The following is a 25,413-nucleotide window of genomic DNA, read 5'->3' as shown; positions in this document are numbered from 1 at the left end:
AACAGCGAGTTAGGAAAGGATTTTTATGATGTCTAAATTCAAACGAATTCACTTGGTGGTTATGGACTCGGTTGGTATCGGCGAAGCGCCGGATGCTGCCCAGTTTGATGATTACGATGTAGATACACTCGGTCATATTGCCCGCGAACGCGGTGGTCTAAAGATGCCGAATATGGGTAAGCTCGGTCTATCCAATATTCGTTCCATAGAAGGTGTGGAAGCGGCCGACAAGCCGCTTGCGTATTACACTAAGATGCAGGAAGCGTCCAATGGCAAGGATACGATGACGGGTCATTGGGAAATCATGGGCTTGAATATTGCTGTTCCTTTCCGTGTATTTCCTGATGGGTTCCCGGATGAGCTGATTCAGCGCATTGAGGAGCACACAGGCCGCAAAGTTATTGGCAATAAGCCGGCCAGTGGAACGGAAATCATGGATGAGCTGGGCGAAGAACACGTGAAAACTGGAGCGCTCATCATCTATACCTCGGCGGACTCTGTGCTGCAAATTGCGGCGCATGAGGAAGTTGTACCTTTGAAAGAGCTCTATGAGATTTGCGAGTTCTGCCGTAAAATCACGCTGGAAGATCCGTACATGCTGGGTCGCATTATTGCACGTCCGTTCGTAGGCGAGGCAGGGAACTTCTCTCGTACCTCCAACCGACATGATTATGCGCTCAAACCGTTTGGTCGCACCACCATGAACGAGCTGAAGGATGCAGGTCTAGATGTGATCGCCTTGGGTAAAATCTCCGACATTTATGACGGTGAGGGTGTGACGAAGGCGGTGCGTACGGTGTCCAATATGGACGGCATGGATAAGCTGGTGGCTACGCTCGATGAGGATTTCACCGGATTAAGTTTTCTGAATTTGGTGGACTTTGACGCTGTATACGGTCACCGTCGTGATCCGCAGGGGTATGGTCAAGCCTTGGACGATTACGATGCGCGTCTGCCAGAGGTTTTTGCCAAAATGACCGATGACGATCTGCTAATCATCACTGCGGACCATGGGAATGACCCGACGTATCGGGGAACGGATCACACCCGCGAATATGTACCTTTGCTGGCATATTCCCCGCGTTTTACAGCTGGGGGCAAGGAGCTTGCGGTTCGTAAAACCTTTGCTGATATTGGAGCGACCGTGGCGGATAACTTTGGTGTGAAACTGCCTGAACACGGAACGAGCTTTTTGGCAGACCTTCAGTAATCAAGGACCAGCAAGAGTACAAGCAAGATTACTAGTAACGATATAAATAACGATACAAGCATGGACAAATGGGACGGAGGAATAAAAAAACATGAGTGTACACATTGGAGCCAAACCCGGAGAAATTGCAGAAACGATTTTGCTGCCAGGAGACCCGTTACGGGCTAAGTTTATTGCTGAAACGTATCTGGAGGACGTGACCTGCTACAACGAGGTACGCGGAATGCTCGGATTCACGGGTACGTACCAAGGCAAACGCCTATCTGTACAGGGAACTGGGATGGGGCTGCCTTCCATCAGTATTTATGTCAACGAACTGATTAGCGAATATGGTGTGAAAAACCTGTTCCGCGTGGGTACATGCGGCGGAATGAAGGAGCATGTGCACGTTCGTGACGTCATTTTGGCACAGGCATCCTGTACGGATTCCGGCATGAACCGCCATATCTTTGGCGGCTACGATTACTCGCCGATTGCCAGCTTCAATCTATTGAAGGGCGCTTATGATCGCGGTGTTGCCAAAGGCTTGAACATGCATGTCGGCAATGTATTCAGCTCAGACAGCTTCTACCGTGATGATAAATCAGTGGTACAAAAGCTGATGGAATACGGCGTGCTGGGTGTAGAGATGGAAACTTCGGCTTTGTACACGCTGGCAGCCAAGTTTGGCGTAAACGCACTGACGATTCTGACGGTAAGCGATCATTTGCTGACGGGGGAAGAAACGACCGCAGAAGAACGGCAAACAACTTTTAAAGAAATGATGGAAGTTGCACTGGATACAGCAGTATCTCTGTAAACGATCATACGCACAGTGAGGAGAAATGACATATGAGAATGGTAGACTTGATTGAGAAAAAACGTGACGGAAAAGAACTGAGTACGGAGGAAATTAATTTTATTATCCAAGGCTACACTCAGGGTGAAATTCCTGATTATCAAGTCAGTGCATTGGCGATGTCCATTTTCTTCAAAGATATGACTGAACGCGAACGCGCTGATCTGACGATGGCGATGGTTCATTCGGGTGATACCATTGATCTGTCCGCGATTGAAGGTGTAAAGGTCGATAAGCATTCCACTGGCGGTGTGGGTGATACGACAACGCTGGTACTGGCTCCGCTCGTAGCGGCCTTGGACATTCCGGTAGCCAAAATGTCAGGCCGCGGCCTCGGACATACCGGAGGAACGATCGACAAGCTGGAAGCTATTGCAGGCTTCCACGTCGAAATCAGCAAGGACGAATTTGTGGATTTGGTGAATCGCAGCAAAATTGCGGTCATCGGGCAAAGCGGCAACCTGACACCTGCGGACAAAAAGCTGTATGCCTTGCGTGACGTTACAGCGACGGTCAACTCGATTCCGCTGATTGCCAGCTCGATTATGAGTAAGAAAATCGCTGCTGGCTCCGATGCCATCGTGCTTGATGTAAAAACAGGTGCAGGCGCATTTATGAAAACCGTAGATGATGCCAAAGCACTGGCACATGCCATGGTGAGCATCGGTAACAATGTGGGTCGAAAAACGATGGCAGTCATTTCCGATATGAGTCAACCGCTGGGTCTGGCCATCGGTAACTCTCTGGAAGTGAAAGAAGCGATTGATACGCTGCGTGGCGAAGGACCAAAAGATCTGGAAGAGCTGTGTATGGCTTTGGGCAGTCAGATGGTGTTTTTGGCAGGGAAAGCAGAATCCCTCGAAAACGCCGAAGAGAAGCTCAAAGAAGTCATTCGCAATGGCAAAGCACTTGAGAAATTCAAAGAGTTTATTGCGAATCAGGGCGGTGACGCTTCTGTAGTGGATCATCCTGAACGCTTGCCGCAAGCACAGTATCTTATTGAGGTGCCTGCGAAGCAGGACGGTGTGGTAGCTGAAATCGTGGCTGACGAAATCGGTACCGCAGCGATGTTGCTTGGAGCAGGACGTGCGACCAAAGAATCCGAGATTGATCTGGCTGTCGGCTTGATGCTGAACAAAAAGGTCGGGGATGCTGTTCAAAAAGGCGATTCACTGGTTACTATTCATGCGAACCGTGAAGATGTAGCCCAAGTGCTGGAGAAAATCTACGCGAACATCCGTATTGCGGATCACGCGGAAGCGCCAGTGCTAATCTACGGAACAGTGACAGAGTAAGCGATAAGCCATATTTATAAAGTCGTGTTGAGTGTCTTTGATCAAGTTTGAAAAATATGACAGCCGGACTCATAATAGATATGAGTTCGGCTTTTTTTATTGTAAGGCCGAGGGTTGCACAGAGGGGGAGAGACATGTTCAGATTATACAGCGATGTCCGGGGAGCAGCCTATGAAAGACTGATTGATTATGCTATGGAACGGGCAGACACGTTTATGCTGGGCATACATAAATGGGCGACAGAGGATGAGAATGGGGTGATCGACCAGGATGTCCTGTTCAAGGAATTGTTACAGCAATTGAATCCTTTTATGCTGTCCACACACTCTTATGAGGAAATTAGGGGCATCCATTCCATTGCCTACACACAAGGAACATTTTACCGATACCAGTGTGCGCCCGAGGCAGGGGGATTATTAAAGCAGGCGGCGTCTAGTTTGTTTTCCTGGGTACATCCCCAATTACCTGAGGATTTGTGCTTCCAGAATGCGGAGGGAAGGGATTGGATCATTAACATAGCTCACGAACGAATAGGTGGACTAAACATGGCTACAGAAGAAGCGGATGAATTGGAGAAGCTTATACCTGGTGTGTTTATTCACAAACCTGAATATCATCAGGATATAGATGTTTTTCTGGACGATGCTATTCGGCATCAACCGGATCGAGTAGAGCTTATGCGGTTTGGCTTGAGGGAGATACCGGAACGGATTAGAGAATTGTATTCCCTGAAGCATCTGACTATTTTCGAGCAGGATATACGAACACTACCGCACGCTTTGTTCGAATTGGAATCGTTGGAGTCACTGACGATACAAGTAGCGGATTTGGAAGAGCTACCCGCTGACATTGCCAAGCTGACCCATCTCAAAAACCTGAGGATCAGCTGTGGATGCTATGATCGTACGGCCCCAGATTTCAAAGTGATTCCCAAGGCGGAGCTGGTATTTCGGCATTTGCCTCCTGAAATCGGAGAGCTGCAACAACTGGAGTATCTGGATATCCAGTATAGCGGAATCCGTACGTTGCCTCCTGAATTACAAAACCTGAAAAATCTACGCTCCTTGGACATTGTGAATGGATTCATCGAATCGGCACCTGATTTTATATATAAAATGACCTGGCTGAATCGCTTCCTTATAGAAGATAAGCCGTTCCATCTGTGCAATCACGGTGACGACTGAAGGAAAGATAAGAAGAGGAGGAAATCAAATGGTGGAGAAATGGGTTTGGATTGGGGCTGCCGGAGCCATATTGGGTTATGTCACTTTTGCTAGTTTTCCAACGAACACGTATACTACATCATCGGCGATTGTGACGCACCAGGCAACTCCGCTGAGCAAGCAGATTGAGCAAGGAGGCGCAGCGAAGCGAATCGTACATGACCAAAGAATGCAATTTGGAGGACAAGGACAAACGAGCTTTAGATTTGAAGAGGGGCGCAAGCTGTACATCAGTATCAAGAATACAGGTAAGCAACCCGTACAATACAAGCTCAATAGTGCGAATGGATTAGACTTGCAAGGGTCAACGAGCGGGTTTTCCAGCCGAACGTTGCAGCCGGGAGAACGCCACGATCTGGTGTTTGTAAAGCCAGAGGGACAGGATGAAGCTGCAAATGACTCCTTAAAAGAGATGATTTTAAAAGTAAGTACGGACGATGGATCGCAAGGAAACGTTAAAACCTTCGCATATATTACACTGTAAGCTCCTTCCAGAAAGGGCACGACATGCGGTCATTAGTCTACTTATGTTACAATAGAACGGTTGAAGACTTAATGAACAGAATAGGTCAGAGCAGAAAGCAGAAAGGATGACCCGTTGTGCCCAAAAACCATGAATTCGGTAATCAAAAGATGTCACGGAGGCTGTCACTCACAGCCATTTTACTTACACTTACCTTTGTAGCACTTACTGGCTGTGGTCAGGATCTGAATGCTGAAACCATTGATACTGGAAGCAGTACAAGCGTGATCGAGAACGGAGCCGGTGGTAGTCGTAGCGGTTCAGCCCAAAGTGACAAAACAGCGAAAGAGAGCAAGAGTGCAGAAAACAGCGGTACTGATGCACAAAAATCAACTCCTTCGGCTCCATCTGCTTCATCGGATACATCTTCTTCTCCGGCAACCTCCAATCCATCGCAAAATCCATTTGAGGTAGCAGGTATTCAAGATCCTAAAGCGTTTTTGAACACGTTCAAAGCGCTGCAGAAGGCAGTTGCCGACAATGACAAGGAAAAAGTGGCCAATTATATTTTGTACCCTCTGCGTGTTAATGATAGTGAAAAGTCGCTAACGATTCCGAATAAGAAAGATTTTATGGCCAAGTATGATCAGATTTTTACGGACGCAATTCGCGAGGCGCTGGTGAATCAAAAGACAGATGATTTGTTTGTTAATTATCAGGGAGTCATGGTGGGATCGGGTGAACTGTGGTTGAGAAGAGCTACGGACAATCCGAAGCTTTTTGGAGTCTTTTCGATTAATCTTGAAACGGTTGCCAACTAAGTCGTACTTCGTGTGTAAATGACCTCTAAACGGTCGGAAACATATATAATGTTTCTGACTGCCCCCCCTTAAAGAAAGAAAAGTCCAGATGATACATACCAAAAAAAGGTTTGACATCACTCCTAAACTCTCGTATCATATCCATATAACTCATTAAACAGGTAGGAATTAAAGAATTAATGTATGATCTCGCCATTTTGGCGGAGAACCTCTAGGAACAGCAGGCAGACACTGTCCACGTGACAGGTTTGACCTATCAGGGCTGCATCAGGGAATTCTCCGCTCTTTTTTTGATTATGTCTGTCAATAACAGGCGTAAATGAATACAAATTACATAGAATTCGGGGTGTCTTGATGAAGAGGCAATGGAAAAGTGGACTTATTCTCGGACTATCTTTGGTTTTAACGATTATGCTAAGCGCTTGCGGGGCAAGCAAGGGAGGGACGCAGGCGGATGGTAGCTCTGCTGCCGGTTCCAAGGACGTGGAGTTACTCAATGTTTCTTATGATCCGACCCGTGAGCTGTATGAGGCATATAATAAAGCATTTGCCGCCCATTGGGAGAAGGAGAAAGGGCAGAAGGTTACGATCAAGCAATCTCACGGAGGATCTGGCAAGCAAAGTCGTTCTGTGCAGGACGGACTGGACGCGGACGTGGTAACTCTGGCCCTGGGTTATGATATTGATGCGCTACAGGAAAAAGGACTCGTTAAAGAGGGGTGGCAAAGTAAATATGAGCATAACAGCGCCCCGTACACTTCAACCATCGTGTTACTGGTACGCAAAGGGAACCCGAAAGGGATTAAGGACTGGGACGATTTAATCCGTGGCGATGTGCAAGTTATTACACCGAATCCTAAAACTTCGGGTGGAGCACGTTGGAACTATCTTGCAGCCTGGGCCTATGCGCTCAAGAAGAACAATAACGATGAAGCCAAGGCCCAGCAGTTTGTACAGGAGCTGTATAAGCATGTGCCGGTACTGGATAGCGGAGCACGTGGAGCGACAACGACTTTCGTAGAGCGTGGAATTGGCGATGTACTGATCGCTTGGGAAAATGAAGCACTGCTCTCGGTGAAGGAGCTGGGTGCGGACAAATTCGATATCGTGTATCCGTCGATCAGTATTTTGGCGGAACCACCGGTAGCGGTAGTTGATAAGGTGGTAGATAAAAAAGGTACACGCGAGGTGGCGGACGCATACCTGAAATATTTGTACAGTGAAGAAGGGCAGACCATTGCTGCCGAAAATTATTATCGCCCAACACTGGAGAGCGTGACGGCAAAGTTCAAGGATCAATTTCCTAAATTGGAGCTCGTGACCTTGAAGGATGTATTCGGGACATGGAAGGAGACGCAGCAGAAGCATTTCAGCGACAAGGGCATTTTTGACCAGATTTATGTACCCGGCAGTTCATAAAATAGGTGGACTGTGTAGGGATTGGGTCGGTAGCCGCAAGTGTCATAGTGAATGGATTCAGAGAGGGATGGACAGAACATGAGTCAAGTGCAAGCCACTCGAAAACGCGTACTTCCCGGGTTCGGGTTAACAATGGGTTATAGTGTGCTGTATCTCAGTCTGGTGGTGCTGGTGCCTTTATCGGCACTGCTTCTGAATTCAACTGGACTGACGTGGGAGAAATTTTGGGACGTGGCGACTGATGTCAGGGTGCTGGCTTCCTACAAGGTAAGCTTTTTGTGTGCTGCGGCTGCGGCGCTGATCGACCTGTTTCTCGGTTTATTGATAGCTTGGGTGCTGGTGCGTTATGACTTTCCGGGAAAACGACTTTTTGATGCGGTGATTGATCTGCCCTTTGCTTTGCCTACTGCGGTAGCAGGGGTTGCTTTGACTGCTCTGTATGCGCAGAACGGCTGGATCGGTTCATTGTTTGAACCGCTTGGATGGAGGATGGCGTACTCACAGACGGGGATTACGCTAGCATTGATGTTTATTGGCATTCCGTTCGTTGTACGGACAGTGCAGCCGGTGCTGGAGGAGCTGGACAAGGATGAGGAGGAGGTCGCTGCTACGCTGGGAGCTGGCAGATGGCGTATCTTCTGCAGCGTTATTGTGCCGGAGCTGGTGCCACCGCTGCTGACGGGTTTTGCGCTCGCCTTTGCCCGTGGCATTGGCGAGTATGGTTCTGTCGTCTTCATCTCTGGCAATATGCCGATGAAGACGGAAATTGCTCCACTGCTCATAATGTCCAAGCTGGAGCAAAATGACTATGCAGGAGCTACGGCAGTAGCGTTGATGCTGTTGGTAATTTCATTCTTGCTGTTACTCATGATTAACAGCATTCAGCGCTGGTCACGACGGCGTACTGCCTAAACGCAACTGTCTAATGTGACTATCTAATGTTAACATGCAGGGCTGCGCATGATATCCACGTTCTAAGGAGGGATAGATTATGTCACAAGCGATAACTGGGCAGGAGCTTGCTTCTGCACCAGTGCCTTCATCTGCACCGCCCAACAGGGTCACGACCGAGGCCGCTTGGGTGAAGTGGACGCTGATTGGTGCTGCTTTTTTAGCTTTGCTCTGGGTGCTGGTATTGCCGCTAATCGTCGTGCTTACCGAAGCACTCAAGCAAGGATGGGGCGTATACGTCGAAGCGTTACGGGACCCGGATGCCATGTCCGCATTGCGGTTGACGCTGCTGGTGGCAGCGATAACGGTACCGCTGAATACGGTATTTGGTGTAGCTGCCGCTTGGCTGATCACGAAATTTCAATTTCGCGGCAAAGGCTTGCTGGTCACCTTAATTGATTTACCCTTTGCCATCTCTCCTGTCGTCGGAGGGCTGATGTATGTATTAGTGTTCGGCGCACAGGGCTGGCTTGGACCGTGGTTGGACGAGCATGATATTAAAATTATATTTGCTTTGCCTGGTATTATTTTAGCGACGCTGTTCATCACCTTTCCATTTGTGGCGCGAGAACTCATTCCAATGATGGAAGATCAGGGACAGCAGGAGGAAGAAGCGGCGGTCATGCTGGGCGCGCGCGGCTGGCGCATTTTCTGGAAAGTGACGCTGCCAAACATCAAGTGGGGTCTGCTGTATGGCATCATTTTGTGTAATGCGCGAGCCATGGGTGAGTTCGGTGCAGTGTCCGTCGTTTCTGGACATATCCGTGGAGAGACGAATACACTGCCGCTGCATGTAGAAATTTTGTATAACGAATATCAGTTCTCGGCATCTTTTGCGGTGGCCTCGTTGTTGTTGTTACTTGCTCTGGCAACCTTGGTACTTAAAAGCTGGTTTGGACGCAAACGCGTGCATTAATTTATGATTTTGTATATGATCCCTCAGGACCTCTCTTTGCGTCTATCGTCTGTTAACGGCGAGAAGATGGGAAGAGAGGCCCTTGTTCTAAGGTGGCTTATATGGATAATAAAATGATCATATCAAGGCACGTTGGTGTGCCCAGGAGGAGCGAAGGGAAAAATGAAACATCCGTTTCAGTCCTACCGTCAGCTGTTTCCAGTGCTATCCTCACATATCCATGTAGGAAGCTGTTCCCAGGGGGCCGTATCGAGGCCGGTTTCCGCTGCCATTGAGGAATATCATCGAAGTTTGCTGCAACACGGTCATAACGGCGATCTATCTATGGCACGTTTGGAGGAGGCCAGAGGGCATTTTGCCAAGCTCATCGGGGCGGAGTCTGACGAAATTGCGGTCCTGTCCTCAGCCTCTGAGGCGATTGCTGGGGTGGCTACAGCCCTTCCTTATGTACCGGGAAAAGAAGGCATTGTGTATGCGGACACCGACTTTCCGACGGTGGGACACATCTGGCAGGCACAGGAGATGTTCCATGATCACATCTGCTGTATCCCCTCCATCGAGGGAGAAGTGACGATAGAGCAGTATGAGGAGCATGTTACGGAGAAAACTGCGCTCGTTATGGTGTCACAAGTGAACTATACCAACGGATTTCAGCAGGATTTAAAATCCATTGCAGATATAGCTCACCGAAATCAGGCGTTGCTGTTTGTGGATGCTTATCAGTCTGCAGGGATCGTTCCAGTGGACGTTAAGGCAATGGGCGTAGATATTTTGGTCGCGGGAGCCCGCAAATATATGCTGGGAATTCCGGGCGTGGCTTTTCTTTATGTAAGCAAGGACCGAATAGACCGCTTCAAGCCCCGTCTTACAGGCTGGCTTGGGCAGGAGCCTGCTTCCCGGTTTGATATTGCTCACCCGTTTCCGGCGGCGGGAGCCCGACGCTTTGAGACGGGATTGCCTTCTTTTATTAGCATTTTTGCCGCCAATGCGGCTTTAAAGCTGCTGCTAGAGATTGGAGTCACGAATATTCAGACCTATATGAGTGAGTTGTTGGATTTTTCCGTTGAATATGGACGGCGCAAAGGGCTACACATACGTGTACCTTACAGGGGAGGCACATTACCAAGCTTGCTCGCTGTTGAAGTAGCCGACGTGTCGGCTGTGGAGAGGAATTTGAGAAGCCAAAATATGATCGTTTCAGCACGAAAGGATGTTATCCGTGTGGCTCCTCATTTTTACAATACGGCTGAGGAAGTCCGACGGGTCATAGATGAATTGGCAGGGAGACGTTGAACGACAAAAGCCTCTTCCGAGTGAATGGGAGCATGACATGTCCCTTTTTACACAGGAGAGGCTTTTTGGGCGTTTAGAGTTCTAATTATACGATCCGTTTGCGCAGCCAGCCGGAAATCAGATCCGTCAAAATGATCAGAACCACAATGCCTAGCAAAATAACGCCTACACGGTTCCAGTTGCGCATTTGGAGTGCAAATAGTAGCGGAGTACCGATACCACCTGCACCGACCAGACCGAGCGTGGTAGCAGAACGGATATTAATTTCAAAACGGTAAAGCGAATACGAAAGAAACTGTGGAATCACCTGTGGTAGCACGGCGAAGAAGATCACCTGCCAACGATTGGCACCGCACGCGATCAAAGCTTCCTGTGGCCCGTGATCGACACTTTCGATCGTTTCCGAGAAAAGCTTCGCCAGCATGCCGATGGAGTGAATGCCGAGGGCAAGCACACCCGCAAACGAGCCGGGTCCAACGGCTTTGATAAACAAGATGGCGACGATCATTTCGGGAAATACCCGGATGACACTAAGCACAAATTTCCCGCTACCCGATAAGGGACGCAGACGGGTCATATTGCTGGACGCCCAAAAGGCGAACGGAAGGCAGACAAATGCGGATACGAAGGTTCCGAGCACTGAAATGACCAGCGTATCCAGCAACCCGCGCAGCAAATCCTCTCCCTCAGGGATGTAGACGAACGACCAGTCGGGATGAAGGAAGCCGTCCAATATAGCGACAGAGACGCTTTTAGCCGTCCCCTGTAATCCTTCAAACTGCATCCCGCGAAAAGCCCAAATATAAATGATGATTAGCAGAATAGCTATCGCCCATAGGCGCAGGCGGGAGCCAATAGGTCTGCGAAGCGTAGGATCATTCATAATAATTTCCTCCGTAGCAGGTTACTGCCGTAATCAATCGCAAGGACGATGACGAGGGTCAGTAGAATAATGATGCTTGCCCGATCATATCGGAACAGCCCCAGAGAACGGTCAAGCAACAGACCGATACCCCCAGCGCCGACCAGGCCCAGAACGGAAGCCGCGCGCACATTAACCTCAAAGGTATACAGCAAGTACGACACAAAATAAGGAAGAGCCTGCGGAACCACACCAAAGGCGATGACTTGAATGCGGCTCGCGCCAACAGCGGTCATGGCTTCCAGCGGCCCGGGATCAATGGCTTCAATCGCCTCAAAGGTCAGCTTGGCTATGATGCCAAAGGAGAAGAAGAGCAGGGCGAGCATCCCTGCAAACGGCCCGATGCCGAACACCGCCACAAAGATCGAAGCAAACAGCAAATCGGGAATCGTCCGTACTAGATTCAGGATCGTGCGCATCGGCAGCGAAATCAGCTTGCGCGGCATCACATTATAGGCACACAGCAACGCGACAGGGATCGCCAATATGGCTCCCAGTGTCGTGCCGACAATGGCGATCTGGATCGTTTCCAGCATCGGTTTCCAGATGGTAGGCAGATAGCTCCAGTCGGGTGGAAACATTTCCCCCAACAATTTGCCCATCTCCGGCAAGCCGACGATCAACTGGTACGGTGTGGCATCCGTATGAATGGAGCAGGCTACCAGCACCACGATAAAAATCATCCAGGTGGCATAACGCTTGTAACGTCCTGGCAAAGGTGGCCCTGCGGGCGTCTTGCCAGGTTGCGGCGGTCCAGCATGCGGTGACGGTTGCGTCGAAGAGAGCGGCTGGGCAGTAGAGTCGGGCTTCATGATCCCACTCCCAGCAGCTCATCATGCTTGATGGCCCGGCCGTAGATCTCCGCAAAGGCCTCATCCGTAGCCTCCTCTGGTGTGCCGTCAAAGACCACTTCCCCGGCGCGCAATCCGATGATCCGCGTTGCATATTCGCGCGCGAGATCAATGAAATGCAGATTGACGATGGTCGTAATCTGCATTTCACGGTTGATCCGCTGAAGGTCATCCATGACCTGGCGGGTGGTCAGCGGATCCAGCGATGCGACAGGCTCGTCCGCCAGAATGATTTTAGCCTCCTGCGCCAGAGCACGGGCGATGGATACGCGCTGCTGTTGGCCACCAGACAGCTCATCTGCCCGGCTGTAGGCCTTTTCGCGGATGTTCACGCGCTCCAGCGCTGTTAGTGCCAGTTCGATATCTTCCTTCGGAAAGAGGCCGAGAATGGTTCGCAGCGTTGAATGATAGCCGACGCGGCCGGAAAGTACATTGCGGAGCACCGTCGAACGCTTAACCAGATTGAAGCTTTGAAAGATCATGCCAATATCACGGCGAATGCGCCGCAGCTCGCTGCTTCCAGCAGACGTGACGGACCTGCCACCCACGACAATGTCGCCGGACGTAATGTCATGCAGTCGGTTAATGGAACGCAGCAGGGTAGACTTACCTGCACCGGATAAGCCGACGATGACGACCATTTCTCCCTCCTGAATCGTCAAATTAATATTGTTTAACCCTTTGGTGCCGTTCGGGTATGTTTTCGATACGTTACGAAATTCGATCATATGCTCCCAACTTTCTCCCCCGATGGGGTGGAATGAAAACAACACCGCCATGAATACATGGACGGTGTTGCCCTGTCATTCGTAAAGCCTGTTTCGTAGCTGTTACTTCATTACAGTACCTTGTTTGTTCCGATTACTTAACCGCTTGACCAACGGCTTTGGCGTATTCACGCACGGAGTCGAAGTTTTTATCGTCGCCCTTTTCATAACCTACATGGGTGTAAATCTCTTTAATGATTTCGCCGCCTGCAGGATCTTTAGCGATGTCAATAAAGGCTTGGCTGATCTTGTCTCTCCACGCTTGATCCATATCAGAACGTACGCTGACGGTATCATTTGGAATTTTAGCTGTGTAATGAATGACGCGAGTTTTTTCAAATACATCCGGAATTTCCTTCTTCACCGTGTTACGTGCATCCTGGAAAACAGCTACCGCATCAACTTGACCGTTCAGCAACGCCAGAATAGCAGCATCGTGGCCTTTGATTGTCACACCCTGCACATCCGTATCCGGGTCCACGCCAGCTTTTTTCAGCTCTGCTGCAGGGTACACGTAGCCTGCGGAGGAGGTTACATTTTGCCAGCCAACCTTCTTGCCTTTCAGATCAGCTAGACTTTGAATCGGAGAATCCTTTTTCACCACGATCATTGCTTTATAAAAGTTTACTTTTTCAGTCGTGTCCTTGCCTGTAGCATCTTCAATTCCGTAGCGTTGAGCTTGCAACAGCAAGTCGGCTGCTTTACGGTTATCGTGGGCCAGTACATAAGCATTCGGCGGAAGGAATCCTACATCTACCTGTTTGGAAGACATGGCTTCCACAATCGTATTGTAGTCAGGAGATACAGTTACTTTCACCGGGATTCCAAGCTTGTCACCCAGTAGATTTTCGAGCGGTTTGGCTTTGGCTTCGAGCGTATCTGCATTTTGAGAAGGAACGAACTGTACCTTTAACTCCTTAGGAACATAGGCTGTGCTTTCGTTTTTAGAGCCATCTGTACCCGGAGTGGACGCGCTGTTATTATTGCTTGCATTGGAGCCACAAGCGGCTAGACCCGCTGCCAGTGTGAAGGTCATGCACAAGGTCAGTGCTTTTTTGAACAAAATAATTTCCCCCTAAACATAGTGATAACGATAATAAAAAACCTGTAAATGCTGTGACAAACCAAATCTTAACAGCTAGTCCCGTAGCTAGGGTAAAAACCACTCCTGACTTTGGTAAAAATGATGTAAAATTTATCGTATGCTTAAAACCATTTTCTGGATTTATGCAAAATGCTTGTTTTAACATTCTCTTAACAGTGCTCTGTTAGACTTGTTCAAGCTCTATGACCGAAGCTGAGGGAGAGAACAAGATTGGATATTTTGGATATTAACGAAAAGGCAGACCAGGACAATGTAAGCCTTGTGAGAGTGAAATTCCGCATTATGGTTACAACCGATTTGCATGTCAGCTTGTGGAATTACGATTATTATACGGATCAGGAGACGCTGCATTACGGTCTGGCGCAAACAGCCAGCTTGATTCAAATAGCCCGGGCGGAGGTACCCAATCACCTGCTGCTGGATAACGGAGATGTGATTCAGGGGAATCCGATGGGAGATTATGCTGTACAGCGAATCCAACAGGACCCAAGCGCGGTGCATCCCGCCTATAAAGCTATGAATCTGCTTGGGTATGAGGCAGGCAATATCGGGAATCATGAATTTAACTATGGACTGGAATACTTGCAGACTTGCCTTCGAGGAGCGCAATTTCCTTATGTGAATGCCAACATTTATATAGCGGGAGAACAAGAACGAAATTACTTTACACCTTATCTATTGCTGGATAAGACGGTAGAGGATGAAGCAGGTGGTAAGCATCTGTTGAAGGTGGGAGTCATCGGCTTTGTCCCTCCGCAAATTATGCAATGGGACAAGGCGTGGCTGGAGGGGAAAATCATCGTCAAAGATATGCTGGAAACGGCAAGACGGTTTATTCCACAAATGAAGGCGGCGGGAGCCGATCTCATCATTGCTATGCCCCATGCAGGCTTTGAGGATATTCCCGAAACGCTTGATATGGAAAATGGGGTGCTGCATCTGAGCAGGGTGGAAGGGATCGATGCCATTGTGTTTGGTCATGCACATAAAGTATTTCCCGGACCTTCGTTTATGGGGAAAACAGGTGTTGATGTAGAGCGAGGTACCATCCACGATATCCCAGCAGTGGAGCCGGGCTTTTGGGGGGATCATCTGGGTTTCATTGATCTGGAGCTGACCTTTAGTGGAGAGAAGTGGCAAGTGGCTACATCTGCTGCCGAGGTACGCCCGGTGTATGATCCGATACGCAAGGAAGCGCTGGTACAACCGGATACTGCCATTCAGCTGGCGGTAGCAGAAGAGCACGCCGGAACACTGGAGTATATTCGTGCACCTGTAGGTCAGACGACGGTGGCGGTGAACAGCTTTTTTGCTCAGGTGATGGATGATGCTTCGGTTCAGCTGGTGAATGATGCGCAAATGTGGTATGTGAAGCAGCAGATGCAAGGGAGCGAGCACGAAGGATTGCCCGTTCTGTCGGCAGCAGCTCCTTTTAAAACAGGTGGCAGATATGGCCCATCGTACTATACCCATATTCCGGCGGGGACGTTGGCGATCAAGCATATCGCCGATCTGTACAATTTTCCGAATACGTTGCATGTCGTTCGGCTGACCGGAACGGAAATTCGGGAATGGTTGGAGTGGTCTGCTGGACAATTCCAGCAAATTGATCCTTCAGCAGAACAAGAGCAAGAGCTGATTAATTCTGATTTTCCAAGCTTTAATTTCGATATCATCGACGGCATCAGGTATCAGATTGATGTAACACAGCCAGCCAGATATGATGCTGACGGGGGCCTAAAGGACCCAGATGCACACAGAATCATTCAGATGTCTTTTGATGACGAACCGATGGATATGCAGCGAAATTATCTGGTTGTTACGAATAACTATCGCGCGTTTTCCTCTCCGCTGGTCAATCCGGGTGGAGAGCGAATTATACTTGCTTCACCGGATGAGAACCGTCATGTGCTGACTGAATACGTGCGGCATATGAAGACGTTGACGCCAAAAGCTGATGGCCATTGGTCCCTCGCCCCATGGTCAGGGCGTCCGCATGTGACCTTCCTGACCTCACCGCAAGCAACGGATGCCGCTAATGCCTATTCGGAGTTGCTTTATGAAGGGTTAACGGTAGAGGGATACGCTAAGTTTGCCCTCGATTTCGGACGTTCACGGTAAAACTGCTAACTTGTTTTTGTCCTATAAGTCCACAGCATCAAAATAATAGAAAAAGACTGTCCCACAGAGGACGGTCTTTTTTCATAAAACAGTTTTAAAATCGTACAAAATTCGTGATTTTATATGTCCTGAGTCGTATTTAAAGTTATTGACCTCTCGTATAAATAGACATATACTTTGATTAAACAAATTTTGGTTTAAAAGGTAATGAAAAAGTCACCATCATTCGTTTGAGGGGGTGTCCCTTTGGAAAAAAACACCACGATCCGCGCAGAAATAGAAAAGTATATTCAAAGTGAAGGCATTTCAATGCAATGTTTTGCAGATGCTTCCAAGGTAAATCCGGGTACACTTAGCGGTATACTTAACCGGAACCCACCACGGCCGATCTCAGTCAATCAGCTGGATTTGATTACCGAGGCCATGGGATTGGAAGAAGGATCTTTGTTCGAGATGTATGTTGATGAATGTTTTATTCATTCCTTACCACACTGGAGAAGGTTGCGTCCGTTTCTCCTGCGTTGCTCAGAGTTGAACAAGCTGGAGTGTATACGCAGTGTACTTGGCTATTTGATGGACGATTTATCGAACGTTCCTGCTATTTTTGAGACCGCAGAAGCGATGTTTGAGGATGGCAGACATGAAGCTTCCATGCTTCTGTATGATTGTGTCATCGAGAGTGAAAAGTATACCCACTCTGAACGATTGGCGATCAGCTATTTCCGTATATTCCAGATTCAGATTAAGGATAACCAACGGAACTTGAAGGCTGCTGTACAATTCCATTTGTACCGTAGTCGTCTACCGGAAATTTACGCACTGGAAGGCTTACATATGCTATCTCAAGTGTTTGCTTTAAAAATGCAATGGTCCGAGATGGAAATGTATGCGGACGAGCTGAGAGAGCTGGCGCAGGCATTGTATCGCAATCGGAACCGTTTTGGAGATGAGCACCTGGAGCTGCTTAAGCCGCTCGTTTATTACTATGCTCAGGGGCATCTGCTCAAGGCCAGTTGCTATGAGTTTCAGGGTAGATATGAGGAATCCAAGCAATGGATTGAAGGTTATGCAGATTTGAGCTGGTTTGAGGGTTTAGACGAGGAAGGCTGGAAAGTGGTCAACCTACATCGTGTATATGCACAGGGCAACCGACTTTGTATTGAAATTAAAATGGGCAATACTTCTGCAATCTATGATTATATTACTTACCTGCGTGAGCATCCGGATGAGACACTGGAGGGCTTGAACACCTTGCTCGAATCAGCGAACCGGTTTGGTTATTTCGTGGATGCCGAACTGGGACTATTTAGTCAGCAACTCAAAAGCTTTTGGCAGCTTGCACCGGAACGATGGGACACTCATTATCGCAAGCACTTTAACGCATTTCGCTTTGCATCCTTTTGTAAGGTGTATGCGGAATACTATTTCCGAAAAGGCGATTACCCCGAGGGAGTGGGACAAACACTGCATTGCTTGCAACTGTCTGTCGATAATAGCTATACCGAACATATCATTGGTTGTATGGCTTTATTTGAGCAGCATCGGAATTTTGCTACACTGGAACAGCAGCAGTTGTATCAGAGTCTGTGCTTAGGCGTACGTGCAAATGAAAAGAATCATGCCTATGATCATAGTACCGGTGGGTATTTATAATTCTAAATTTCATTCGAATTCTTCATATAACACGTTATTGCGAGGATGTTCCTGTTTCAAAAGGGGATGTTCTCGTTTTTTAGCTACTGTCGTCGCCTGTGACTTTTAGCATAGAGAGGACCGTTTTGCGCGTTGACAAGTTTCGCGAGCGGGATTAGGATAAATGCAGCACAGAAAGTGAAGGAGAGCATGTACAAATGACGATTCCCAAAACATTAACGATAGCCGGCTCCGACACAAGCGGTGGAGCGGGTATTCAGGCAGACCTGAAAACCTTTCAGGAGCTTGGCGTATATGGCATGACCGTATTGACAACCGTAGTAGCGATGGGTCCTAAAACCTGGGATCATCTTGTATATCCTGTTGCGTTGGATGTGGTAGAAGCGCAGCTGCGTACTGTATTGGAAGGTATCGGTTTTGATGCGATGAAAACAGGTATGCTTGGTTCCGTTGAAATTATCGAGCTGGTAGCCAGTCATTTGAAAAAGCATGATCTGAAGCGGATCGTAATTGACCCGGTCATGGTCTGCAAAGGCACGGATGAAGTGCTCCAGCCGGAAAATACAGAGGCGATGCTGGAATTGTTGATTCCTGGCGCTGACCTGGTAACACCGAACTTGTTCGAGGCTTCGCAACTGGCGAAGAATGGACCGATCACGACACTGGAGCAGATGCAGGAAGCAGCTGCGATTATCCATGAGCGTGGAGCTAAGCATGTACTGATCAAGGACCGTGGCAAAATTCGCGCAGGTAAAGCGATGGATCTGCTATATGACGGAATCACTTTTGACTGGTTTGAAGCCGATGTTGTAAAAACAAACTTTACCCACGGTGCAGGCTGCACCACTTCGGCAGCGGTAACGGCTGGTTTGGCTCAAGGGCTGACTGTACGTGAAGCAGTGGATCAGGCCAAGAGATTCATTACACAGGCCATTGAAGGTAGCTTCAAGCTGAATGAATTCGTCGGTCCGACTTTGCATGCGGCACATCGTTTGCAAAATCAATAAAGCATAAAGGTCTGCGATCTTAGAAAGACTTATAAATCTCCATCAGGCTGAATATATATTAGATTGTTTTAGACCATGACTTTTTTGATATATAGAGTTAGATGAGGCTCAAGAGCCGCAATACATGGTATTGCGGCTCTTGAGGTTGTATTTTATTGGAATTATGGCTTCCAGTTTGGTCTAAGCGTACTGTATAATAGGCATCAGATTTATTATATTTAAGGAGGAACCGAAGCAATGACATTATTCAGCCAAATGGCTTACAGCCGACCAGAGCAACCTGAAATTGAACAGCGGTTTAAAACGCTGTTGCAGCAGTTTCGTGAAGCGGACAGCGTAGAACGTCAAAATGAAGTGATTCATGCGATTAACAAGCTGCGCAGTAACGTGGAAACGCAATTGCAATTGGTGGAAGTTCGGCACTCCATTAATACGGAGGACGCCTTTTACAAAGCGGAGCAAGAGTACGCTGATGATTTCATGCCGGTTATTCAGGAGTATGTAACCGATTACTACCGTGCATTGGTGGATTCTCCATTCCGAACCGAGTTGGAGAGTCAATGGGGCAGTCAGCTTTTCAGTATTGCCGAGGTAGCACTCAAGTCGTTCCATCCGGATATTATTGAGGATTTACAGCAGGAGAATAAGCTGACCTCGGAATATGCTCAATTGATTGCTTCAGCAAAGATCCCGTTTGAGGGAGAAGAACGCACATTGTCGCAGCTCCTGCCTTTCGAAATGGCTACCAACCGGGAGACACGCAAACAGGCCTCCGAGGCTAAATATCAATTTATGAGTGAGCATGAGGACGAGCTGGACCGGATTTATGATGAACTGGTGAAGGTGCGCACGCGCATGGCACACAAGCTGGGCTATGACAACTTCGTAGAATTGGGCTATGCTCGCTTGGGACGTACAGATTACAATGCCAAAATGGTAGCCAATTTCCGCGAGCAGGTGCTGAAGCACATCGTTCCTCTGGCAACCAGGCTGAAGGAACGCCAGCGCGAACGGATCGGAGTAGATCAGCTTCGCTATTATGACGAGGGCTTCAACTTCCTGTCAGGCAATCCTACGCCTAAAGGTGACCCGGAGTGGATCATTCGCAATGGAGCACGTATGTATGAGGAACTTTCAGCGGAAACACATGAATTTTTCAGCTTTATGATTGAACGTGGATTGATGGATTTGATCAGCAAAAAAGGCAAGCAAAGCGGAGGCTATTGTACATTTTTGAGCGAATATGGCACGCCGTTTATTTTCTCAAATTTCAATGGTACATCCGGTGATATCGACGTATTGACGCATGAAGCAGGTCATGCCTTCCAGGTCTATGAAAGCCGACATTTTGAAATTCCTGAGTACCATTGGCCAACTATGGAGGCGGCTGAGATCCACTCTATGAGCATGGAGTTTTTCGCATGGCCTTGGATGAATCTGTTCTTCGAGGAAGATACGGACAAATATCACTTTGAACATCTATCCTCATCGTTGCTGTTCGTGCCTTACGGCGTAGCCGTGGACGAATTCCAGCATGCCGTATACGAACATCCAGACTGGACCCCAGCCGAACGTAAAAGCGCATGGCGCTCCATTGAACGTAAGTATAAACCGCATCTGGATTATGAAGGCAACGAGTATCTGGAGCAGGGCGGGTTTTGGCACAAACAGGGTCATATTTTTCAATCCCCGTTCTACTATATTGACTATACACTCGCGCAACTGTGCGCGTTCCAATTCTGGAAACGCATGAGTATCGACCGGACAGCTGCGTGGGAAGATTATTTGAAGCTATGCGGTGCCGGGGGAAGTCGCTCTTTTACCGGATTGGTTGAGTTGGCTGGACTAATCTCGCCGTTCCAAGATGGCTGTATCGCCTCTGTAATCGGAGAAATCGAAGCATGGCTGAACAGTGTGGATGATAAAAAGCTGTAAGCATAACTAAAAAGGGCATTTCGCTTACCTGTCAAAGCTGAAAAGCTTGCAGATGAGATCCTTTTTAGAATGAAAATAGAACAGTTGCACGAAAAAAGCCGGGAACCTCTTACATGATGTAGAAGTCCCGGCTTTGCGTGATTTTAGAGCAAATATAACTCTATTCATGTTTGGTGTTAAGCGGTTTGAGATTGGCTTCAATAGAGGCACGGCGCGATTCCAAAAATGGCGGTAACGCCAGCGATTCACCCAGAAACTCCAGTTCTTCATCCGTATCAAAGCCGGGCCCATCGGTTGCCAATTCAAACAGAATGCCGTTCGGCTCACGGAAATACAATGAACGGAAGTAAAAGCGATCTACAAAGCCTGAGTTGGAAATTTGCAGCTGCCCAATACGGTCTACCCACTGTTTGAGCTCTTCCTCAGTTTCAACACGGAAGGCTACGTGATGCACACTGCCACGTCCTGGTCGTTCTTGTGGCAGATCGTTACGCTCTTCCAGATGCACTTCAGTTCCTGTACCGCCTTCACCCGTTTCATAGATGACCACATCCGGTTGTCCGGCAACGGGGGAAGGGTAAGAGCCTTTTTTGCGGAAGCCCATAACCTGTTCAAGAATGAGAATGGTATTCTCCGCTTTAGGAATGGTCAGATGAACCGGCCCAAGTCCTACAATGCCGTACTCGGCAGGGACAGGGCTTTTCTCCCAAGGCGTGCCGCCGCGCATTCCGTTATCATGTTCATCTGAAACGAGGAAGAAGCGTTGTCCTTCAAAATCCTCAAACGAAAGCGCCAAGCGTCCTGCTTGATCCGTAATTTCACCATGCTTTACATCCAGCTGCTCGAAGCGGTTTTTCCAGTAATCCAGTGCCTTGTCATTCGGTACCCGTAGGGAGAGCGCTGAAATGCTGTTATTCCCTGTACGAGTTTGTCCAGCATGTGGAATTTCAAAGAATGTGACTTCCGTACCCGCAGTTCCACGCTCATCTCCGTAAAAAAGGTGATACACACTAACATCGTCCTGGTTCACCGTTTTCTTGATCAACCGAAGTCCCAATACCTGAGTATAAAAATCAACATTTTTAGCCGCCGCCGCTGTAATCGCCGAAACGTGATGCAATCCTAATAGTTTCATGTCATTATCCTCCTTGGTTTTTATATGATTAGGTTTTTCTAAACAAAATAAACAGTCGAAAAACTTTTCTTTATATTTATTATCTTTATATTAAGATATATTATTTTTGATTGTTTGTCAACTTAAATTACGATCTTGCTTGGAAGACGGACAAAACTAGAAATTCGAAATAATGCAAAAGCAGATACAATAAAGCTCAATATAACCCAAAGTAGATAGAATGAATTTTATTATTAAAGGAGTGTACTCGATGTATACGGATAAGGATTTAACGATTAGGCCTGTTAGAGAAGAAGACCTACATGCCCTTTGGAAGCTAACTTACAAGGAAGAAGCACCGGAATGGAAGTAGTGGGATGCACCCTACTATGAACATAAGCCACTTTCTTTTGATGATTATTTAAAAGAGAAGGAAAAACGAATTGGACAAGATGACTTTTGGATCATTGAAGTGGAAGGCAAGGTCATTGGATCAGTGAGCTATTATTGGGAGCATCAGCCTTCGCAATGGCTTGAAATGGGAATAGCTATCTATGATTCGGGGTATTGGAGCGGTGGGTATGGTACGAGGGCGCTTCGACTGTGGATCACGCATTTGTTTAATACATTGCCTTTAGTAAGAGTAGGTTTTACAACCTGGTCAGGAAACCATCGGATGATGAAGGTGGGGGAGAAGCTGGGCATGACCCTAGAAGCCAGGCTTCGAAAGTGCAGATATTATAATGGAGAGTATTATGATTCGATCCGAATGGGGCTTTTACGGGAAGAGTGGGAACTGTAGTTGTTCATACAAAGTACCTTTCTAAGCATAAAAAGATGACCTCTGAATTGATCGAGGCCACTGAAAAACTGTTGATTTCCGAAAATACAAAGATTTTAGGGGTACAAATATGTCTCCCTCAACGCGAAACGAGCCTTAGAAGCGATTCTAGAGGCTCGTTTTTCTTTGGATATTCTCTTACTCTCAACAATGGGGGACTTTTTCAGTACCTCGATATCCCCGGGATTGTCTTTATGCTCTCTTAGGTCCAAAAATCATAAAACTGATAGCGGCTAGAACCCAGACACCAATACCGCCGTAGAGCATTATCAAGCCAAAGCCGTGCATAAGCGCCGCATGGACGACGGCTCCAGACGCATCCAGAGAGGAGAGTTCTGGCAAACTCTGCCTGAGAGATACAGTATTTCCGGCGGCTACTTTTTCGGCTACAGACCGCAATTGCACTGCACTGAGAGTCCCGGAAAGGGCACTCTTCAAATAAGACAAAATACCTGCCTGCAAGATGAATCCCATCACAGCGATATTGATGGCTAGACTGATCAATCTAGCACTCATATCTATACCGGAAGCCATGCCTGCACGGGCACTTGGAACAGAGCCAGTGGTCGTGTTGGTCACAGGCGTGTTCGTTAAGCCAAGCCCAATACCAGCCAACAAGGAGCCAGGGAGCATGGTCAACCAACTGGCGTGATCGCTGCCGCTGCCATATTTCATCAAAATGAAGCCCATACCGAGGATGAACAGACCTGATGGAATGACTATGCGCGGCTGGTAGCGGAGCGAAAAACGCTCTGCCAGAGGTGGAATTACCAAGGTGGGCAGCGCATAAGCCAAGAGAGACAGCCCGGCGGCTACGATGTCGTAACCCAGGCCACTCTGGAAATAGATCGGCAGATAGATCATGAACGGCCAGAAACTGAAGTTCATGCCGATGGAGCCAAGGAGAGCGCCGGAGAAATTACGTATCTTGAATACGGAAAAGTCAAACATCGGATGGGCGCTGAGCTTTTCCGCAAATAGAAAAATAATGAAACTTATTGCTACTGCAACAAGGATGCTGATGGATGCTCTGCTGGTAAAGCCGAGTTCCGGCCCTTGCGTGATAAAGTATGCAAGGCCAAAAACTGTCAATGAAAGCGTGACGATGCCGATAATGTCCAGCTTTTTCACCTGCGGATCTCTGGACTCCTCTATGCCACCAAAAACAAGAATCAAAGTGAGGATGGTCAACGGAACGTGGACCAGGAAAACCCAATGCCAGTTCAACACGGCCACGATTATGCCGCCGATGATAGGTCCAAAACCGAGGCCGATACCGAACACAATCCCCCATATGCCAAAGGCTTTGCTGCGTTCTTGTCCTTCCTGAAACCGATGTGAAAGAATTGCTATCTGGCAAATCTGCATCGCACCAGCACCCACCCCTTGAAGAAACCGACTGATGATCAGAACCGATGTGCTTTGCGCCAAGCCACAAATCAAGGATGTAACACCGAACAAGACGAGGCTGATAATAAAAATACGCCTCCTTCCATACCGGTCAGCCAGCGTTCCAACAGCCATCAGAACTGTGGCACATGCAATGGTATAAGCGTTCATAATCCACTGCATATCCTTAAGATCGCCATGCAATACTTTCTCCAGAATTGGCAGTATCACTGGCACACTGGAAATTTCGAGGCCGAACATCAATGCGGACAAACATATAGCAGCCAATGCAATTATATTTTTGCGGGAGAGGGAGAGGCTCACTGAGAGGTCCCTCCAGACTTTTGTTCACGGTCTGGACATCCGGCAGCGCAACTATAATATTGCGCCTCATTAAGCGTAACTCGTATACCAGCACCAACCAGCCTTTTTTCGACAATTGTACGATCAATAGCCTCTTCAATATGTACTTCTAAATCTGCTACTGTTCCTACCTTATTAAAAACGTATTTGCTCAAGGGCAGCCATCCTCTCTATCTTTTCATGTTTGGTTCACCTTATCGATATGAGTTTTATTATATAATCTAAATCATTCATTTTACATAACGCAATCAATCCATTATGATAATTATACAAAGTAATTAAATGAATTTCTCATAAAAACGTTAAATTTAAAGGAGGGAATTCAAAGTGGATCCTGTAGACAAACAAATCCTCTTTTATCTTCAAAGTCAGGCGAGAATTTCAATGACAGAGCTAGGGAAATGCGTGGGTTTATCCCAACCTGCTGTAACAGAACGAGTTAAAAGAATGGAAGAAAAAGGGATTATCAAGGGGTATCGCACTATCATCTCTCCTGAAAAAATAGGAAAGGATACGGCAGCCTATATATTGTTTCGGACTAGAGATTGCCATGCATTTCTTGATTTTGTTCATACATCTCCACATGTTGCCGAGTGCCATCGTATAAGCGGAGAACACAGTTATTTATTAAAAGTAGTGACCAGCTCGACGCGCACCCTCGAAGAGTTTAGCAACCAGTGCGATAAGTATGGAACCTACACGAGCCTGCTTGTCATGTCGTCACCGATCGATCATAGACTTCTCATTCATTCTCTGGAAGAAGCAAGTGGAGCTGCTCATTCAGAAAAAGATTAAGGATGAAAAAAAGACAACCCCGGATATCCCGAGGCCACTGAAAAAGTCCTAAACTCTAAAGCGAGACAGTTCCTCCATAACAGAGGTTACTGTCTCGCTTTTTCGGTATAATTAAAATATC

General features: G+C 47.7%; 22 protein-coding genes and 1 pseudogene. 16 read left to right on the top strand and 7 right to left on the bottom strand.

Annotation, left to right across the window (positions count from 1 at the left end):
- The first annotated feature begins 25 nt into the window (after positions 1 to 25).
- The 10 genes from deoB to NSQ58_RS00720 all read left to right on the top strand — a co-directional run bounded on the left by deoB (position 26) and on the right by NSQ58_RS00720 (position 10,429).
- Positions 26 to 1,210, top strand: coding sequence for a phosphopentomutase (gene deoB, locus NSQ58_RS00765; protein WP_023990382.1), 1,185 nt, complete (start codon positions 26 to 28; stop codon positions 1,208 to 1,210).
- Between the two features lie 91 nt (positions 1,211 to 1,301).
- Positions 1,302 to 2,009 carry a purine-nucleoside phosphorylase gene (deoD, locus tag NSQ58_RS00760; RefSeq protein WP_023990381.1) on the top strand — a complete coding sequence of 236 codons (708 nt, stop codon included), beginning with the start codon at positions 1,302 to 1,304 and terminating at the stop codon, positions 2,007 to 2,009.
- Positions 2,010 to 2,041: 32 nt separating this feature from the next.
- Complete coding sequence (locus NSQ58_RS00755) at positions 2,042 to 3,343, top strand: pyrimidine-nucleoside phosphorylase (RefSeq protein ID WP_025722513.1); 1,302 nt, start codon at positions 2,042 to 2,044, stop codon at positions 3,341 to 3,343.
- Between the two features lie 134 nt (positions 3,344 to 3,477).
- Complete coding sequence (locus NSQ58_RS00750; protein WP_316244238.1) at positions 3,478 to 4,527, top strand: leucine-rich repeat domain-containing protein; 1,050 nt, start codon at positions 3,478 to 3,480, stop codon at positions 4,525 to 4,527.
- A gap of 28 nt (positions 4,528 to 4,555) precedes the next feature.
- Positions 4,556 to 5,050 carry a hypothetical protein gene (locus tag NSQ58_RS00745; RefSeq protein WP_316244237.1) on the top strand — a complete coding sequence of 165 codons (495 nt, stop codon included), beginning with the start codon at positions 4,556 to 4,558 and terminating at the stop codon, positions 5,048 to 5,050.
- A 116-nt stretch (positions 5,051 to 5,166) separates the two neighbouring features.
- Positions 5,167 to 5,850, top strand: coding sequence for a hypothetical protein (locus NSQ58_RS00740; RefSeq protein WP_316244236.1), 684 nt, complete (start codon positions 5,167 to 5,169; stop codon positions 5,848 to 5,850).
- A gap of 354 nt (positions 5,851 to 6,204) precedes the next feature.
- A complete protein-coding gene (locus NSQ58_RS00735) occupies positions 6,205 to 7,269 on the top strand; it encodes a sulfate ABC transporter substrate-binding protein (protein WP_023990376.1) in 1,065 nt (354 codons plus the stop codon).
- Positions 7,270 to 7,347: 78 nt separating this feature from the next.
- A complete protein-coding gene (gene cysT / locus NSQ58_RS00730) occupies positions 7,348 to 8,181 on the top strand; it encodes a sulfate ABC transporter permease subunit CysT (protein ID WP_341056730.1) in 834 nt (277 codons plus the stop codon).
- A 79-nt stretch (positions 8,182 to 8,260) separates the two neighbouring features.
- Positions 8,261 to 9,136: a sulfate ABC transporter permease subunit CysW gene (cysW, locus tag NSQ58_RS00725; RefSeq protein ID WP_013312030.1), complete on the top strand. Its 876-nt coding sequence runs from the start codon at positions 8,261 to 8,263 to the stop codon at positions 9,134 to 9,136.
- A gap of 162 nt (positions 9,137 to 9,298) precedes the next feature.
- Complete coding sequence (locus tag NSQ58_RS00720; protein WP_316244234.1) at positions 9,299 to 10,429, top strand: aminotransferase class V-fold PLP-dependent enzyme; 1,131 nt, start codon at positions 9,299 to 9,301, stop codon at positions 10,427 to 10,429.
- Positions 10,430 to 10,514: 85 nt separating this feature from the next.
- On the opposite strand, the gene phnE (NSQ58_RS00715) is transcribed toward NSQ58_RS00720, so the two are convergent.
- The 4 genes from phnE (NSQ58_RS00715) to NSQ58_RS00700 form a co-directional block, all read right to left on the bottom strand.
- Complete coding sequence (gene phnE, locus NSQ58_RS00715) at positions 10,515 to 11,312, bottom strand: phosphonate ABC transporter, permease protein PhnE (protein WP_013312028.1); 798 nt, start codon at positions 11,310 to 11,312, stop codon at positions 10,515 to 10,517.
- Positions 11,309 to 12,163 (bottom strand): phosphonate ABC transporter, permease protein PhnE, encoded by an 855-nt coding sequence (gene phnE, locus NSQ58_RS00710; RefSeq protein WP_034095097.1) that lies wholly within the window; start codon positions 12,161 to 12,163, stop codon positions 11,309 to 11,311. Before phnE (NSQ58_RS00710) ends, phnE (NSQ58_RS00715) begins: the two co-directional genes overlap by 4 nt.
- Positions 12,160 to 12,930, bottom strand: a complete 771-nt coding sequence (gene phnC, locus NSQ58_RS00705) for a phosphonate ABC transporter ATP-binding protein (protein WP_023990372.1) — start codon at positions 12,928 to 12,930, stop codon at positions 12,160 to 12,162. Before phnC ends, phnE (NSQ58_RS00710) begins: the two co-directional genes overlap by 4 nt.
- Positions 12,931 to 13,063: 133 nt before the next feature.
- Positions 13,064 to 14,032 carry a phosphate/phosphite/phosphonate ABC transporter substrate-binding protein gene (locus NSQ58_RS00700; protein WP_023990371.1) on the bottom strand — a complete coding sequence of 323 codons (969 nt, stop codon included), beginning with the start codon at positions 14,030 to 14,032 and terminating at the stop codon, positions 13,064 to 13,066.
- Positions 14,033 to 14,284: 252 nt separating this feature from the next.
- Between NSQ58_RS00700 and NSQ58_RS00695 the strand changes: the two genes are divergently transcribed.
- The 4 genes from NSQ58_RS00695 to NSQ58_RS00680 all read left to right on the top strand — a co-directional run bounded on the left by NSQ58_RS00695 (position 14,285) and on the right by NSQ58_RS00680 (position 20,790).
- Positions 14,285 to 16,195, top strand: a complete 1,911-nt coding sequence (locus tag NSQ58_RS00695; RefSeq protein ID WP_341056729.1) for a bifunctional 2',3'-cyclic-nucleotide 2'-phosphodiesterase/3'-nucleotidase — start codon at positions 14,285 to 14,287, stop codon at positions 16,193 to 16,195.
- Positions 16,196 to 16,441: 246 nt separating this feature from the next.
- On the top strand, positions 16,442 to 17,848 hold the full coding sequence (locus tag NSQ58_RS00690; protein WP_023990369.1) for a hypothetical protein: 1,407 nt from the start codon (positions 16,442 to 16,444) through the stop codon (positions 17,846 to 17,848).
- Between the two features lie 197 nt (positions 17,849 to 18,045).
- A complete protein-coding gene (gene thiD / locus NSQ58_RS00685; RefSeq protein ID WP_013312022.1) occupies positions 18,046 to 18,855 on the top strand; it encodes a bifunctional hydroxymethylpyrimidine kinase/phosphomethylpyrimidine kinase in 810 nt (269 codons plus the stop codon).
- Positions 18,856 to 19,092: 237 nt separating this feature from the next.
- Positions 19,093 to 20,790: a M3 family oligoendopeptidase gene (locus NSQ58_RS00680; protein WP_341056727.1), complete on the top strand. Its 1,698-nt coding sequence runs from the start codon at positions 19,093 to 19,095 to the stop codon at positions 20,788 to 20,790.
- A 160-nt stretch (positions 20,791 to 20,950) separates the two neighbouring features.
- On the opposite strand, the gene NSQ58_RS00675 is transcribed toward NSQ58_RS00680, so the two are convergent.
- Positions 20,951 to 21,925, bottom strand: a complete 975-nt coding sequence (locus tag NSQ58_RS00675; RefSeq protein WP_160789144.1) for a ring-cleaving dioxygenase — start codon at positions 21,923 to 21,925, stop codon at positions 20,951 to 20,953.
- A gap of 250 nt (positions 21,926 to 22,175) precedes the next feature.
- On the opposite strand from NSQ58_RS00675, the pseudogene NSQ58_RS00670 reads away from it, so the two are divergent.
- Positions 22,176 to 22,706: pseudogene (locus tag NSQ58_RS00670) on the top strand (GNAT family N-acetyltransferase).
- Between the two features lie 231 nt (positions 22,707 to 22,937).
- On the opposite strand, the gene NSQ58_RS00665 reads toward NSQ58_RS00670, so the two are convergent.
- Positions 22,938 to 24,458 (bottom strand): MFS transporter, encoded by a 1,521-nt coding sequence (locus NSQ58_RS00665; RefSeq protein WP_341056726.1) that lies wholly within the window; start codon positions 24,456 to 24,458, stop codon positions 22,938 to 22,940.
- Positions 24,455 to 24,652, bottom strand: coding sequence for a hypothetical protein (locus tag NSQ58_RS00660; RefSeq protein WP_023990363.1), 198 nt, complete (start codon positions 24,650 to 24,652; stop codon positions 24,455 to 24,457). Before NSQ58_RS00660 ends, NSQ58_RS00665 begins: the two co-directional genes overlap by 4 nt.
- Positions 24,653 to 24,824: 172 nt before the next feature.
- Between NSQ58_RS00660 and NSQ58_RS00655 the strand changes: the two genes are divergently transcribed.
- Complete coding sequence (locus tag NSQ58_RS00655; protein ID WP_341056725.1) at positions 24,825 to 25,292, top strand: Lrp/AsnC family transcriptional regulator; 468 nt, start codon at positions 24,825 to 24,827, stop codon at positions 25,290 to 25,292.
- Positions 25,293 to 25,413: the final 121 nt, after the last annotated feature.

Origin of the sequence: Paenibacillus sp. FSL M7-0134, from assembly GCF_038007865.1 — a bacterium.
GTDB lineage: Bacteria > Bacillota > Bacilli > Paenibacillales > Paenibacillaceae > Paenibacillus > Paenibacillus polymyxa_B.
The sequence above is the reverse complement of the archived record's forward strand: the minus strand, read 5'-3'. Positions and strand labels throughout refer to the sequence as shown.

Excerpts from the sequence above, each read along its gene's own strand:
- deoB (WP_023990382.1), top strand. The coding sequence starts at position 26 with ATGATGTCTAAATTCAAACGAATTCACTTGGTGGTTATGGACTCGGTT.
- deoD (WP_023990381.1), top strand. The coding sequence starts at position 1,302 with ATGAGTGTACACATTGGAGCCAAACCCGGAGAAATTGCAGAAACGATT.
- NSQ58_RS00755 (WP_025722513.1), top strand. The coding sequence starts at position 2,042 with ATGAGAATGGTAGACTTGATTGAGAAAAAACGTGACGGAAAAGAACTG.
- NSQ58_RS00750 (WP_316244238.1), top strand. The coding sequence starts at position 3,478 with ATGTTCAGATTATACAGCGATGTCCGGGGAGCAGCCTATGAAAGACTG.
- NSQ58_RS00745 (WP_316244237.1), top strand. The coding sequence starts at position 4,556 with ATGGTGGAGAAATGGGTTTGGATTGGGGCTGCCGGAGCCATATTGGGT.
- NSQ58_RS00735 (WP_023990376.1), top strand. The coding sequence starts at position 6,205 with ATGAAGAGGCAATGGAAAAGTGGACTTATTCTCGGACTATCTTTGGTT.
- cysT (WP_341056730.1), top strand. The coding sequence starts at position 7,348 with ATGAGTCAAGTGCAAGCCACTCGAAAACGCGTACTTCCCGGGTTCGGG.
- cysW (WP_013312030.1), top strand. The coding sequence starts at position 8,261 with ATGTCACAAGCGATAACTGGGCAGGAGCTTGCTTCTGCACCAGTGCCT.
- NSQ58_RS00720 (WP_316244234.1), top strand. The coding sequence starts at position 9,299 with ATGAAACATCCGTTTCAGTCCTACCGTCAGCTGTTTCCAGTGCTATCC.
- phnE (WP_013312028.1), bottom strand. The coding sequence starts at position 11,312 with ATGAATGATCCTACGCTTCGCAGACCTATTGGCTCCCGCCTGCGCCTA.
- phnE (WP_034095097.1), bottom strand. The coding sequence starts at position 12,163 with ATGAAGCCCGACTCTACTGCCCAGCCGCTCTCTTCGACGCAACCGTCA.
- phnC (WP_023990372.1), bottom strand. The coding sequence starts at position 12,930 with ATGATCGAATTTCGTAACGTATCGAAAACATACCCGAACGGCACCAAA.
- thiD (WP_013312022.1), top strand. The coding sequence starts at position 18,046 with ATGACGATTCCCAAAACATTAACGATAGCCGGCTCCGACACAAGCGGT.
- NSQ58_RS00680 (WP_341056727.1), top strand. The coding sequence starts at position 19,093 with ATGACATTATTCAGCCAAATGGCTTACAGCCGACCAGAGCAACCTGAA.
- NSQ58_RS00675 (WP_160789144.1), bottom strand. The coding sequence starts at position 21,925 with ATGAAACTATTAGGATTGCATCACGTTTCGGCGATTACAGCGGCGGCG.